We start from the raw sequence: 15,877 nt of genomic DNA on the forward strand, positions 1-15,877 counted from the left end.
CTCAAATCACTAAATAATCAGAGGAGATGAACAACTCGTGTTGTATTTATATCCGCTATCGCAGTGCTGTATACGCGCTTAATTTTTAACCAAGACCTAACAATAAAGCATTACAGCAAAGCATTAATCGAATTTAACTATTATTTTTTTTACGGTTCACTTTTCTAGAAAAACCGATTACGTTGCCAAGACCCACCAGAAATAACAAACTCGTTTCTACCTCGGGAACAACGGCACTTGTCTGCTGAGCAATATCCACGTTACTTAAAGCTACTTGTGAGGTATAGCCATCGTTGTTGTGATTTAACTCAAAGGACAAAGCAACTGACAAGCCTTGATAAGCAGTCAAATCAAATAAAAAATGGGTCACCGCAGTACTGGCATCGATACTGGTTAATAAATAACTGGCTGGACTATTGGCATCGTACAGATAGACATTAAATACTTCACCTGCTGGATTAGATGCAGATGCACCAGAAATAAGCGACTCACTAAACACTGCATTAAAACTTAAACTCAGATCGTTAGGTGTGATAACCAGTGGGTTAGTAAAACTAAAACTACCATCATCACCTTGTTCCAAAACTGCAGGAATAGCAGAGGTCGTTCCATCGCCTGTAGCCAAGATCACCGTGCCATCACCAGGTGCATTAATAGTACCGGCATCACTGGTAATAGCTGACCAACCATCCAAATGCCCAACACCTGCCGAGAAACTGCCATTCGTAATAGACGCCGCTGACGCCGAATAAGGCAGTACCAGCATTAACCCAAGCCCACATGCCTGTCTGATCTGTTTGCCCTTCATGTCTTTAACCTAAAAATTAATCGAACCTAAAAAATACCTAAAAGATACCTAACAGATACCTTAACAAGAGAGTAACTCATATTTTTTGTGATTGCAATAACACTTTTGTGACAATTTTTGAACTTTTCTAGCCACCTGTAATACAAAAATTAACACATTAACTCTGTCAAGAAAATGCTAACTAGCTCACTTTACTGGAAAAATACCACGGGAGAACTATGCATAATCTACTTAATTAACCATCTTTTACTGCATCAGATATCAACTTTTTAAGCTCAGGATCAGTAATCTTTGTCTTAATATTAACTAACGCGGCCTTAACCATAGCTTTGCTTTCAGAGTTTCCTGTTTTAAATTTATCTAAAAGTACGTCAATTGCTTCACGGCTTCCAATGCGCTCAAGCCCCTGAATGGGATACTCAATAAAATTATTACTTTTATTAAGTATTTGTTTAAGATAAGGTATAATCAAAGGTTCATTCGCCAAACTTAAAGCCTTTATTGCATCCAGCTCCACAGTTGCGTTTTGTCCAGTGTTGATCTTATCCAATAATTCCTGATAAACAGTTTTCAACTTTTCTGCATTTTTGGGAAGTATATCCAGGATCAATGTCTCTATAGGCGAAGTTTTCAAGCTATTATTGCTTTTAGCTTTTAAAGTAACTGTAAGCTTAGGAATTATTATATATTTACCTGGCGCAACAAACTGATACCACTCATTCAGCAATAATTGCTGGTTATAACTTGAGTTTTTGGATACTAATACTTTTCCAACTCGCCCAAAACCTTCTTGACTAAGTGCCAGATCAGATTGTTTGCTTCCTGATGGTTCAACAATAGAAAACATAAAGTTACCCGTTTTATTGAAGCCTAAATCTGCTTCTATATCTTCATTGCTATCGTTGGTAATAGTAAAGTTTAAAAAAACCGGTTCATTTTCGTTAATAAGCGGATTTTGCAAGGTTAGTGACGTTTTTACTGATGGTGTTGGTGCTGCATATACATTTCCAGCAGTAACAGCTATGATCAACATAATCGCAAAACACCTAATTTTTTTAACATATAAAAAACGACTACTTTGCATTTTCATATATACGTCCAAATTTTGTCCTGCCCAGATTTAAGGTAAGGGATTAATTACATTAGAAGAACCGCTTTTTGTAATCGTATACTTATAAGTATTATTCGCATTCTTCGTCACTGATCGACTAATCGTGATAGGTCCATTAATCACCACAGGACTTCCTCCGTTAGCACATGCACAAGTGTAACGATAATTTTGTGTTGCACTAAAACTAGCGGCAACATAAGGAGCCAAAAAGCCTAGACTACTATGATTATCTTGTGCTGTTCCATCTGAAGCAGGCACACTGAGTATGGTTGGATTCTGAGTACTCCCTGTCCAGGGTGGACTTGGCCATGGATAGGGGCTTGCTCCGGGATATTCAACTTTTTCACTAATAGTACAGCCAGAAAGATCGGATAAATGTCCTGTACTCGAATCCCAGGCATAATCGAAATGCAATACCCCATTAGCATTTTGACTAACACCAGTTTGATGAAAATTGGTGGGTATAGCACAAACGCATGAACCATTATTACAAACCCCCGGTAATGCACCAGCAAGCGTACAGGCAGCACCACTGGCTGCTGCTGTTCCATCTTTAGATGGATCAGGTACTATGCCCGTATTGTCGCAAGTTTTGCAAATATTATCGGGCGCAGCATTAGGGTCGGGTTTGTCAGTCAAATCAGGAACCTGGGTTGGACCATTTTGGCACCCAGGTTTTTTACAATCACCAACGGTATTGGTGATTGATGTGGGTAACTTACTGTTGTCCCAATTACAATTACAACTCGCATCACAAGTCGCACATTCACCACACTGATGAGTACAACCCGAACCATTAGGCTGACTGCCACAATGCCAACCAGCTTTAACCACACCCACACCGGGATTACTGCTGATTACCGTGCCATCCGCACTGACAGTACCCAAGCCTATTGCCACAAACTCTTCCAGATCGTGATCGTAGGAATACATTTCCACTTGCGCGCCCGGCGCATGTCCGTCCACATTGGGCAGACTTAACGGTGCTGGCGGATCAAATTGCGCACCTACCGGCTGAATGGTGACAATAAACTGTGGTTGCATGCCATTTGGCGGTGCCATCGGGATTTTGGATGCGTTGACTGGTGTTACTGATATTTGACCGGTTTTCTTGCCATCCGGAAAAGTGACCGAACCCGCTTTAACAAACAAGGAGAAGCCAGGCACATCCGGTAAAGTAAAGGTGACATCTTTGGCACCCACAGTCTGCGCGGTAGCGGTATTCAGTTTCACCAGATAAATCGGTGCTGCCAACGGATTATTGGCACCAGCGATAGTGACTATATTAATAGCCAGTGTTGGCCATTCACCCGTTACCGTCGTGGTACTACCATCGGCAATCAGTCGCACCGCACCCACTGGCGCATCGGTAATGGTAAACTGGCCTTGTGCATCGGTTAAGGCTTCGCTGCTGGTACCATCTACCCGCACCGTAACACTTGACAGCGGTGAGTTCTGATTATCTAGCACCACACCACTAATCGTGGTCTTGCCGGTTGCCCCTACAGCTAAGGCTGATTCGGTAAAACCCGCATATAAATTGGTGCCTACCAGCGTGGCCGTCACGTGTTGTCCATCCAGCGCGGTTTCCTTACCCAAGGTAAACTCGGCCGCCGCTCGTCCATCGCTGTCGGTCACTACTTTAACGCTAGTCTGTCCGTTCTGTAAGTTGCCAGTACCTTGCGTAACCTGAAAGATGACCGGCACACCGGCTACCACATTGGCACCCTGATCCACCACCGCCACGACCAAGGGTTCGGGTAAAGGTTGACCCACGCCACCACGTTGATTATTACCGCTATTAATGGTGACTTTATTGGGCGCACCCACATTGGCCGTGGCGTAGAATAATACTTCACCATCAAAACCCACAGCTGCCGCTCTAACTTTTTGATTTCCTACACCGGAACGACTACCCAATTGATAATTCGTACTGGCAATACCATTACTATCGGTATTCACCAAAGTACCAGGACCCGGTGTTGCCGAGCCTACCCCGACCACACCATCACCCTGCGTGATGCGAAACACGACGGGTTTATTGACCACCGGTTTACCATTAGCATCCAATAGCTTTACGCTTAATGGTTTAGGTAACGCGGTATTGATAACGGCTGTTTGATTTTGACCACTAACCAGCTCAATATGTTGGGGTTGAGTGGGTTGATAAGTGACATTGAGACTCAGGTTACTGGTATTACCCAGATTGTCGGATGCCACAATCACCAGAGTATTCAAGCCCACCGCTAACGGTACGTTTTGCGCCAGATAGCTGCGATTTGAAATAGTCGCGGCAATGCCATTCACCGTAACACTGGCCTGATTCTGTGCAACGGTACCGCGCACAATATCATTGATTAAACCCGACACCGCAATAGTGCTGGTGCGCACGGTATCGCCATTTTGCGGTGCGGACACTGTAATATAGGGTGGCGTCATGTCCAAGGACAGGGAAATAATATCGGTAACATCGTTACCTTTACTATCCATAGCACGCGCAGCAATCGTATTGCTACCTTGCGTCAAATTTACTTTGGCTTGAAAAGTACCATTGGTATTCGTCACGGGCGCATTATTGAGCGTCACCGTTGCAGTGGGATCGGAAACCGTACCGGTAACCAGTTGCGGGGTACTACCTACCGTCAAGAGTGTAGCCGGACTGGTAATATTGACGCTTAAGGGCTGTGTCTGGGTAATTTGTTGTTCAATACGGGTATTAAAGGTAAAGATGGCGGGTCCGCCACCTTTGACGATGACATTAATTTGGCCATTACCGCCCGGTGTAAAACTTTTACCTACATAGCCTGTCAAATCAAAATAAGGTTCGCCCGCTGCATCCACGCCAGTGGCGTTACTAATACTGACGTTGGCTGGCGACAAATCGGTGATCACCAAGCGTAGTGGACCTGCAATGGTTTGCGCACTGCTATTGGTGAGATTGATATTCAGAGTGGCATCAGCGCTACGACGATTTCGCACGGGAGTGGTTAAGCTCACCGTTACTGGATTATTAGCCAGCGCCTGCCAGATTTGCGTTGTGGTTGCGGCAGCTTGACTCGGTTGCGGCAATAATGTCAGCAACAATATAAACAGCATTAGAGCGACAGGCCATACGACGATGCCTATCCAGCGCAGTTGTGGATTAGCGTGCTGATATACCGACATCCAAGACTCCTCATCTCTACATTGCCAACTACCTCAAATCACTAAATTCCAGAGGCGTTGAACTACTCGTTATATGTATTTACACTCTGCTGAATAATGCTTAATTTTAAAGCAGGACCTGACAATAAAGCATTACAGCAGCGCAGTGATCGAAATTAACTTTTATTTTGTTGTTTACGATTTAGTTTTCTGGAATAACCCATCACGCCAGCAAGACCCGACAGTAATAACAAGCCCGTTTCGGCCTCAGGTACTGCACTGCTAATACCTACATTACTTAGGGCCACTTGCGAGGTATATCCATCAAAATTGTGATTTAATTCAAAGGATAGAGCCACCGACAGACCTTGATAAGCAGACAAACCGAATGAAAAACTACTTACTTTGGTGCTTGCATCAATACTGGTTAATAAATAACTCGCTGGACTATTGGCGTCATACAACCAGACATTAAAAACCTCATCCAAGGGTTTTAGGGTTGTAGCTCCGGAAATAGGAGTTTGGCTAAATACCGCATTAAAATTTAAACTCAAATCGTTAGAGGTAATAACCAGTGGATGACTAAAACTAAAACTACCATCATCACCTTGTACTAAGGTAGCAGGAATTGATGAACTACTGCCTGTACCCGTAGCCAAGATCACTGTGCCATCACCCGTCGCTGTTATTGAACCCGTATCATTGGTAAGGGCAGCCCAACCATCCAAATGCCCAACGCCAGCCGTGAAACTGCCATTTGTAATAGTCGCAGCTGACACCGAGTAAGGCAAAGCCAGCAATAATCCGAGTCCAAGCATCCGTCCGATCTGTTTGTTTTTCATGTTATTTAACCTAAAACCACGAGAATTTAACAAAAGACTACTCTATAATTTTTGTGATTGCAATAGCACTTTTGTCACAATTTTTGAACTTTTTTAAAAATCTGCTACACATAATTAACACATTAACTCTGTCGAATTATTGTGTACCAGCTCACATTCGTAAAAGGCAGCATAACCCATAAACAGATAAGGATAAAAGCAATTTTAATAAAAAAACTAAGGTAATTATTAATTAACGCTCTCAATACCAAAAAACTGGGCAAATCAAAGTCAACTAAAAGCGCCAACCAACCTTTAGCTAATAGACAACAAAGCCAACTTTTAATACTTACAACTATTCAGCTTAAAAGCGAACCTGTATTGAATCTGCCAACACCAGACGGCACATCAATGGCGACTGACGCGCTTTACTTCATTCTGCCTATTCCTATAAATTCATTGAATCTAATTACAAAAAACGACTCTGAATAGCGACCAATACTTTTACTAAAACTGATCTTACTTTTGTACACAGCATTTCGAGTTCTTCTAGCCTTGAATAACATTGTTTTTCAAACCTGATTATTGGGCTTAAATCTCATAGAGAACTGATAGTATTGATATAATACTATTTAAAACGCTCATAATCAGTTAGATTATTCACAGTAAATTTGAATTTAATCTCACAAACCCCGCCCTGATTAATTACCTGGCTTCGGCAACACCTCTCCCCTGCCATCAGATAGCAGTAGCTGATAAACTTTAGGCGAAGACCAACAACAAATGGCTCCAAGAAAAATCCAGGCCCTCCTTATCTGTGTGTTACCCCGCTAATCGTAATAAACAATGTCTTAGCGTTATTGTTCAACTTTCGCTAATTCCGGCTTGATTTTAATCGGCAAAACTAATGAGGTACTAGCCATCTCTACGATAGGCAATTGCACATTGTCATCTTTTAACGCCCATTTAGCGTAGCGATTATTTAATTTGCGATACTTTAGACTGGCGGTAACAATCAATGGCCCTTTGACATCATCCGCTACTTTAAAACTGTAGCTAGTGACATCACTGGCACCTGGCGGAATAACACGCTTAAAACTATCACCAACCATATTAAATAGATCGTGACGCCAGACAGCCTCTCCGGTACGACTGATAGGCACCGATTTATAAAAATAGGCATTTGCATCAACGTTATTCTCTCGATCTAAGGCACCGGATTCATATATTTTTCGTCCTTGCCCGTCTTCAACTAAGAAATGTATCCACGCTTCGTTAATATCAGACGTTCCACCGGGAAAGGCATGGCCGACTTGCGCATTGGTTACAGCCACTTTCAAAGTGACATCTTCTCCCAAATAATAATAAGCAGGTGCTTCCGTTGATGAGATCAATTGTAAATCCAGATGTTTGGCAGTTTCGGTGGCATCACTACGATTAGGATTATCGATAGTAATACGCATTTTGTCGGCCTTTAAAAATTCGCGGGTACGTTCTAATTGCGCATGATTTTGCGTTACCCAAGGTATAGCGGTATTCCCACCAATATTAAAATGGGTTTTAATCATACCTGCCTTATCTGCTGTCGGGTCTTTACCGGGTTGTAAAGGAAAGTGGCAATCCTGACAACGACGCAGTTCGGCATGAGCAAAGGTTTGCCGTGTCTGCCCGGAATAAGGGCCGTTTAACCAGGCGGTATAATCGTCCTGCATTTTCACCCAACCCCAATTGTTAAAATCTTTGTCCATAAACTGCGCATGACAGGTAGCGCACAACTCCGGGGTTGCCAACACGGTACGTGCCAAATCAGCTTTATGCTGCTCTGGTTTCAAACGAATCAGCAGATTATGTATGCCAGTCGCTAAAGTGTTTGATGATGCATTAAATAAGTAAGGTGTTGGTGGCGTAAATCGATAACTGGCCACCCCTTTGGTGTGTTCGACCCGATCTATGCCATGACAGGTCATGCAACTAACCCCTTCCTGTAAATGACCAGGCGTTTCCAAAATACCACCTTTACTTAATTGACCACTCATTAAGGCGGTAGGAGCATGACAGCCCTCACAATAGCGGGCAGCTTCTATGCCTTTTTTCTCGGAAAGTAGTTTTATATTGGTTTGATAAGTCTTATCTGAACCTGCTTGTGAATGAATAGACGCTTTCCATTGCTCTGCGATCTGTTCGTGGCAACTGGCACAACGCTCAGACTCACCAATACGGCGTGCATCATAAAAACTACCACTGCCGGTTTCAGTTTGACTGGGTCGAAACGGATGCTCACCATAGTTTTTTACATAGGGTTCTATGGCGGCTTTATCTTGATACGGATTAGGTCTTAACTGGTATAATCCGCCAGCCACACCCACCAGAACAACGCTGAATAAGGTGCTGTAGAGTACTGCATTTTGCAATCCCCCACCCAATGAAGGAAATCGGTTAGGTTCGCTTTTTTTACGCCGCTCGCTTAAGGTAAAAGTATGCAGCAGTATATGTGCAATCACCAATAGCAGGATACCACTAGCCAACCAAACATGCAGTGGCAACACCCACTCTAAAGCCTCAGTTTGCCCTGTCAACGCAATATGAATCCCCGAACCCGCTACGGTCAGGAACACCAGTACTGAGATAATACCGGAAAAAGTCAACCAGGAACGGCGTAACCCTATAGTGCGACGAAAATGCACCCATACATAAGGTGCAAATAAGGCAGTGACGGCAACACCCAACAAGGTATGCAGCAAATAAGTCCATTGCGTAAATACTGAAAACTCAGACCAAATTAGAGTAACAAACCCGCTAAGCGCTAATACCACAGCTGCTGCAACAGTTGGCTTTGCTAATTTTCGCTCAGTATTTAATTGACTATCATTGACATCGTTCATGACTTTATCCGGTTAACGATACAGTATTTCCTGATCTTCCAGGTGCCCTTTGTGGATTAAAAATACGATCGCCTCAAAACGCAACCAAGCGTCTTCAGCATCATTTTTGGCAAACTTTTCGGCAAACCCAACTAGCGCATCTGAATCCAGCGCAAATAATTTTTGTAGCATTACTCGGCGCAACGGTTCATTTTTATTTTGCACTAGGCTATACAATACATTAATGGCTTCAGGATCAAATTTGCCGTTATATGCTTTTAACACAGCTTCACGTAAAGCTAATGGATAACTTTCATCACGCAACAATTTAACTGCAATCTGCCGGGAATTCGCATCATTTTTATCAAATAAAATCAGCGGACAAAAAGCTTGAACATCCGTATTTTTATTGAAACAAACTTGTCCAATGCTACTGGCTTCAATCGTTGATAGTTTATCTGTTTCAGGCTCTGACTGCTCGACTACTGTATGCGCACTTTTAACCTTATTGGTAGACTTGTCAGCCAGCAAGACTGCTTTAAGAGCGTCTACATCGCCGCTTATACCCTGATCTAACCAACACTTTAATGCTACATCCCTTAAGGCAGGTGCAGCTAAAATCTTGCGATAATCATCGTTCACAAAGAGCGCTTTATTTTGCAATAACCCGTTCAAGGCCCATATTTGTATCGGTACCTCATGATCAGCCCAGGCACGTCTTAACAATACATCGCGATCCAGATTTTTCTGTGTCAAAAGGGTTTGAAAAGCCAGTAATCGAATATTGGCATCCGACGAACGACTTTGATTTTCTAACCAGTCAGAGATCGCTTTTGTGTTGCTATGTCGTAAAATAGTCAACCAGTGCAAAGTAAATGCAGTTGGCTCAGATCGATTGCTAAAAGCTTTAAAAGCAACTTCAGCCATAGTGTTTACTTGTAGGGGATCGAAAACCAGTACTTCCTGGTCCTGACTCATCAAAGCAGCAAAAACGCCCAAACGCTTTTCTAAGGGTATGGCCGAAAACGGTGCCTGCGCCATGACATAGGCGTCCAATGTATGTAAACTCTCGGTATCACCTAGACGCTTTAAGGCGATAAAGACATTGGCTAAAACTGAGTCGGGCTGGGCAGGGTCTTGCAGCAAGGCAGTCAGTTTAGGTAAAGCCTGCCCCTGACGAATCAACCCCAGTGTACGGACAATTTCCGCTCTTGCAGTCGGCTCTGCATCCTGCAAATGACTCAACAAGGTATGCACCCCTCGAAAACGTTCGGCATTTGCCAACGCACGGCTAGCAGCAACTCTAACTTGAGGCTCAGGATCATCCAGTAAACGGATCAAATACGGTACAGCCAGATATTTCCGATGCACCACCGCCTCTTCTTCCTGAAAAAAATAAGCAAAACAATCTGCCAAGGCAATTCTGACGCTGGCATCAGGATGGGAAAACTTTCTGAGTAACCAACGTACCGACGTCTCATCTTCGTATATTCTTAAGCCAGAAATAGCAGCTACCACATTACTGGCTTGTGGATCTTCTAAGGCCTGTATCAGTATGTTTAAGCCTGGCACAGTATTTACTTTAGAGACCGCATTTACCACAGCCAAACGCACTTGCGCATCGGCATCCAGATTGGCTATTTTAAGTTCTTGCCAGGTTTGATCGGTAAAATCGGATTGTGACAAAAGCTGTATATAACTTACGCGTACTTCCGGAACTTTCACACCCTGCTTTAGTTTCAACTCCTGAGTTACTGGTGCTGCTGCGATGATAGGCAATGCTTGAGCAGCAGGGTTATTTTCTTTTATTTGCCAATATTGATCGACACTTAAACCCGTTAATGTTTGTTGCTTGCCACTCGGCCAGTGAATGTTGACATGATCAATCTGGTTATTTGCGGCTAAACCAAACACGACACGTTTATCACTATCAGAAAGAAAGCCTTCGCCACTCACTACCGTTTTGGTTTGACGCCCACCCGCATAAGTCAGTTCTATCTGTGCACCGATAGCATCCTGATTTGACTGCTGACCAATTAACTTTAAGCCCAACCAATGTTGTGGTGGTGCATCATTTTGCAAAAACTGGCCTAAATCATTGTTATGCACAACATATAGATCAATATCGCCATCATTATCAAAATCGGCTGCGGCAACCCCTCTGGCCGACTGATTGTCTTGTAAGGCTATACCCGATACATCACTAACATCGGTAAAAAAATGTTGTGCGTTACTTAGCAAGAGTTGTTTATGCTGCCCCTGCGAAACTTTACTGGCATCAGCATCGGGCTCTACTAAACCACCCGCAATAAACACATCATTGAAGCCGTCGTTATTAAAGTCTTGTATGATTGGCGACCAGGAAGACAAATTTAGAAATTGATTTGCCCCTATACCAAAATCACGTGCCAAATCTTTGTACTGAAACTTGCCCGTAGCGGTCTTTGCCTTAATCAAAGCGATAGTGGTTTCGCCCATGCTACTGCCAAAAATAAAATCGATCTCGCCATCATTATTGAGATCACCAGAGGCAATCCCACGATTACCTAAGGCGGAACGCAAACCTAAAGCCTCTGAAACGGGTTCAAAATGCTGTCCATCTATATTAAGAAAAGCGGTATTGGAGCCAGTACCTTTATCATTGCTGACCAAAATATCGGGCAAACCATCGTTATTAATATCCTGCCAACTCACATCCAATGTGCGCCCATCTGCATCAGCTACGCCTGCGGCAAGCGCCATTTCCTTAAACTTAAAACTCCCGGTATTTAGATAGAGTTGATTGGCTTGTGCCTCGTACAGACTAGCATCAAATGTGCGGTTTTTGGTGGTAGCAAACTGACTGTTTGCTTCGAAAGTTTTTTTGCCCTTTTTAAAGTCGATAAAATTTCCCAGATAGATATCCAGCAAACCATCCTGATTAAAATCAACAGCTGCGGCAGAGGTTGACCAGCTTTGACCCATCATACCGCTATCAGCACTCACATCAGTAAAAGTGCCATCACCGTTATTTTTATATAGCAATCTGGCTTCTTTGCCTGTCACTAACAGATCAGAATCGCCATCATTATCAAAATCTGCGGCTAAACAGCCCATACCCCAGATCATTTTTTCCAAACCACTAGCAGCAGTTGCATCGATAAATTTGACGCCACCCTGATTTAAATACAGCGCATTACCTTGCGGCTTTTGCCACCAGTAAGGTCTACCATAATAACGGGTATGTCCAGAACCATTAACCAAAAAAAGATCGACCCAGCCATCCTGGTTAAAATCGGCCGCACAAGCGCCAGAACCCAGTGATTCGTCGATACCGGCCAATACTTCATCGCCTTGTTGTTGAATGAAGTTCAAGCCCTTTTCTAAGGTTTTGTCTATAAAAGTTACCGGTAAGAGAGCTTGATTTTTTGGCAATTCAGAAGATGGAATTGCTTTGGCAGCAAAAGGAAATCCGCCGGGTATTTTGAAGGGTGTGGCAAAAACGATCAAACCCAGCAATAGTAAACAGATGGCTGCAATCAGTTTTAAATGGGGAGTTGATAGTAGTTTTTGCAGCATGAAATTCTTCATATCAAGTGATGCCTTTATCAGCCGAAGTCTTTTTGACATTCATTGTAAAGCACAGTTTATTATTTTGGTATCTTTTTGGTAATGACAAAGATAGCAAGCCTACTTCTAATTATTTTGGCTTTTGCTGGCCGCCCCAGCCATTAATGGTGCTTACCCCTCATACACCTCATCCTGCGTGATCAGAAATAATACCCAAGAAAATTGGCCCGTACTAATTTTACTACCACAATAGCCACACTCTGCAGTCTGCCCCATATTATCAGCAGGTGCACCGCATTGCGGACATTGGCTAAGACTATAAGGCTTGCTATGCTGTACTATGCCTGCCCGCCGCACCAGTGTCCAATATTCAGAATAATGGCGTAACTCTTTTTTATTTCCGCCTAACAGTTTGCCTTGAGCATCTTCGGTATAATCGTTACATGCTGCAAAAATTCGTACTGTAATAGCCTCGTAATACTTATCCGTTTCAATTTTTACCAATACCACGCGTTCAATTTGCAGATTGTCCAAACGGTTATACCAATCGTGTTCTGCGTATAAATTCTGCCAAAACACATTCGCTTCGTACAGTCGGTCTGATAATAAATGCCGAGCGGCTTGCCAGTTTCGTTGACTCCAATGTTGATAAATAGTCAAAAAATATGCTCTGACTATCTCCGTTTCAAAAGATTGCCAGAACGCCGGCCAATCGCCATATGCATGTAATTCCTGAAAGCGCTGCATTTGTTCACTTAAATCCAACTGTTTGATCGTGGACAATTGCGTGCCTTGTTCTTGCGCATAGGCAACCAACTCGTTACTACTTAATGCAGTGGTGCTAAGCACGACACGTTTACCTAAATACCACTGCATACCGCCTTTTTGTACTTGTTTACCACAGTATTCACAACTACCCGCATCGGTAAAATGTGCAGGTGCACCACAGTGTGGACAGCACAGGGTTTGCATTTTTTCCGGTTCCGCAGAAAGCACCCCTTGTTGGCGAAGAAACTGCCAGCGCTCTTGCACTGCATAGCGGGTGTGTTTGCCTTGGAGGTGCAGTGTATAGTTGGCATCGATATGCACACTAAGGCTTTCCATTTCGGTTCCTTGCTTAGTGTATTCAAGCCATTTTATACCATTGATGACCACTTCATTAATTTGCCATGGCGCATTTTGCTGAAAATGTTGTTGCAAGTCTACACTGAGAAAAGGGCTAAGATAGCTAAATTCGGGATGGGTGGAATAACTATAAAACTTACTATATAAAGAATGCACAAAATCCAGAAACAGGATGCCGGAAAAATTAGCATCGCTTTGTTTAAGCAAGGTTAATTGTTGAGCAACACCCAATTGTTGTCTGCTGCGATTTTCTAAAGTTGGCATAACAACAAACGTTTGCGATCGACTCATATTTTTTAATACGATGACAATGGCAACGACAATAATGATAACAATCACCAAAGCCAGTAAAGATGACATGGGATGAGTAATTTCCTCACTATTACTGCTACCACTACTAAAGCCGCTAGTATTACTGCCACTATGGCTACCCCAAGAAAAACCAGATCCTGAAGAGCTATGCGAAGAGCTAGAGGAACTACTGGAATGTCCACCACCGGGCCGTGCTTGTGCTATGTCCAACCAGCCACAGCTGCCAATTGCAATCAACAGTATTAGCAGTATCAGTCTCATAAATCTATTTCCATTACATCAGGCAATTCGTTAATATCACCGGCCTGCACAGGCAAATAGCTTGCAAACAGTGTCTGGGTATGCTGTAACGCGGACAATAGCGCAAGCATAGGATTTTTCTCGCTAAAAATCTGATTAAACTGGTGACGTAATACTTGCCATTCCTCAGCCGGAATGGCCATTTCCAAACCTCGATCAGGCAATATAGTCACAGTTTGTTCCAAAAAAGAACAATAAATCAACACGCCTATTTTAGAGCGAGTATGCTGTATGCCGCCTTTTTGAAAAAGCGCGCGAGCCATAATTTCTACTTTTTTTTGCAAGGTCTTTTTTTTGCTACAAATGCGTTTTATCCACGGTAAATGTGCAAATGCATAACTACTAGCAAAGGCAAAAATTGGTATATAGTAAACCAACCAGTTTTCGAAAAAATCAGGCGCGTAAATCATATAGGTATGGGCGAGCCAAGCGGCAAAAAGCCCCCAAACCAGAGGAATAGACGCGTAACTATCGGAACTGGACCTTAACACCACCACCACTTCTGCTTGAGAATCCTGCTCTATGGCTTTAACTGCATGCCATAAGCGCGTTTGAAACTCTGTTGTCAATTGATTTTTCATTGTTTTTAAGTACTGTGTTATATAATCAAGCGTATTAAAAAAACGATACTGAGAGGTAAATCATGGGACTTTTTGACGGTTTAAAACGCCAGTTTCGATCAGTTATTGAATGGCAAAACCCAGCAGCCAACGCCTTGTTTGAACAATGGACAGACAACGGCGACGAAATCAAAAATGCTTCAACCCTGATAGTGGGGCCCGGACAAGGCTGTATTTTTGTCTATCAGGGTAAAGTTCAAGCCGTTTTCGACACCGAAGGTTCCTATAATCTCAAAACCGATAACATTCCTTTCTGGACCACCATTACAAAAGTAATGCAATTCTTTGAAAGCGAACATAAAGTCGGTATTTATTTTTACAGAAAAACCGTGATACTTGATCAAAAATGGGGTACTACCTCCATGATCAAATACCTGGATCCTACCTATAAATTTCCTGTTGGTTTACGCGCTTTTGGTAATTATAGTTATCGTATCCAGTCTGCGGCTAGTTTTTTTGTTAATGTGGTCGGCAGCCAAGCCGCATTTACCACTGATGATCTGCGCAAGGTCATAGTGGCCCGGCTTAGCCAGCCATTAACGGACTTTCTGGCCACCAGTCATTTTGGTTATCTAGAGATAGATGCCAATCGTGAAGAGATTGCAGCAGGTGTAAAAGAAAAACTGGAGCTGGTCTTTGCGGAACTGGGTTTTAGCATTACCGATTTTCGTATAGAGGGTACCGACTTTGATGAAGATACCTTAAAACGCATTAACCGTATTGCCGATATGACCGCCGAAGCCCAGGCCGCCAAAGAAGTGGGACTGGATTACGCACATGTGCAACAACTGGAAGCCATGCGCGAGGCAGCCAGAAACGAAGGCGGCGGTGCTGGCATGGGTATGGGTTTGGGCGCGGGCATCAGTTTCGGCCAGAATCTGGCTCAGGCATTTAATGCGCCACCCGCCCAAGCAGCCGCCACTACACCAGCACCCGCCGCTCCTTCTCCTGTAACCGTTGCGGCTGATCCTATGGAAAAACTAGCTCAGCTTAAAAAATTGTTTGCCGCAGAACTTATCACAGAGGAAGAATATGCGGAAAAGAAAAAGGCTATTTTAGATTTACTGTAAAAGGAATAATCCACGCGACATGCTGGAATAGGTGGTAATAGGCAAAGCCGTATTGCCCCCCTTTTGCCTTCGATCATGAGGCACATTACTCTGAAGCTAATGTGCCTCATGAGGCTGTCACATTGGCAGTTACCAGTTATCGCGTTACCCCATTTT

The 15,877-nt window shown here is 43.3% G+C and carries 9 protein-coding genes; 1 reads left to right on the top strand and 8 read right to left on the bottom strand.

All coding sequences use genetic code 11. The features are described from left to right. Positions 1-133 precede the first annotated feature (133 nt). The 8 genes from ABH008_RS16525 to ABH008_RS16560 form a co-directional block, all read right to left on the bottom strand. A complete protein-coding gene (locus ABH008_RS16525; protein ID WP_347986709.1) occupies positions 134-808 on the bottom strand; it encodes a hypothetical protein in 675 nt (224 codons plus the stop codon). Between the two features lie 235 nt (positions 809-1,043). Beyond that, positions 1,044-1,898 carry a hypothetical protein gene (locus tag ABH008_RS16530; RefSeq protein WP_347986710.1) on the bottom strand — a complete coding sequence of 285 codons (855 nt, stop codon included), beginning with the start codon at positions 1,896-1,898 and terminating at the stop codon, positions 1,044-1,046. Between the two features lie 30 nt (positions 1,899-1,928). Beyond that, positions 1,929-5,084 carry a carboxypeptidase-like regulatory domain-containing protein gene (locus tag ABH008_RS16535; protein ID WP_347986711.1) on the bottom strand — a complete coding sequence of 1,052 codons (3,156 nt, stop codon included), beginning with the start codon at positions 5,082-5,084 and terminating at the stop codon, positions 1,929-1,931. Positions 5,085-5,239: 155 nt separating this feature from the next. Further along, entirely contained in the window at positions 5,240-5,905 is a 666-nt protein-coding gene (locus ABH008_RS16540; protein ID WP_347986712.1) for a hypothetical protein, read from the bottom strand. A gap of 836 nt (positions 5,906-6,741) precedes the next feature. Continuing rightward, a complete protein-coding gene (locus ABH008_RS16545) occupies positions 6,742-8,766 on the bottom strand; it encodes a multiheme c-type cytochrome (RefSeq protein ID WP_347986713.1) in 2,025 nt (674 codons plus the stop codon). A 12-nt stretch (positions 8,767-8,778) separates the two neighbouring features. Then, a complete protein-coding gene (locus ABH008_RS16550) occupies positions 8,779-12,303 on the bottom strand; it encodes an FG-GAP-like repeat-containing protein (RefSeq protein ID WP_347986714.1) in 3,525 nt (1,174 codons plus the stop codon). Positions 12,304-12,465: 162 nt separating this feature from the next. Continuing rightward, positions 12,466-13,992, bottom strand: a complete 1,527-nt coding sequence (locus ABH008_RS16555) for a TIM44-like domain-containing protein (protein ID WP_347986715.1) — start codon at positions 13,990-13,992, stop codon at positions 12,466-12,468. Beyond that, the gene (locus ABH008_RS16560) at positions 13,989-14,612 is read right to left on the bottom strand and encodes a hypothetical protein (protein WP_347986716.1); all 624 of its coding nucleotides are present in this window, start codon (positions 14,610-14,612) and stop codon (positions 13,989-13,991) included. Before ABH008_RS16560 ends, ABH008_RS16555 begins: the two co-directional genes overlap by 4 nt. A gap of 62 nt (positions 14,613-14,674) precedes the next feature. On the opposite strand from ABH008_RS16560, the gene ABH008_RS16565 reads away from it, so the two are divergent. Continuing rightward, positions 14,675-15,721, top strand: a complete 1,047-nt coding sequence (locus ABH008_RS16565; protein WP_347986717.1) for an SPFH domain-containing protein — start codon at positions 14,675-14,677, stop codon at positions 15,719-15,721. Positions 15,722-15,877: the final 156 nt, after the last annotated feature.

The sequence above is a fragment of the Methylomonas sp. AM2-LC genome, assembly GCF_039904985.1.
GTDB lineage: Bacteria > Pseudomonadota > Gammaproteobacteria > Methylococcales > Methylomonadaceae > Methylomonas.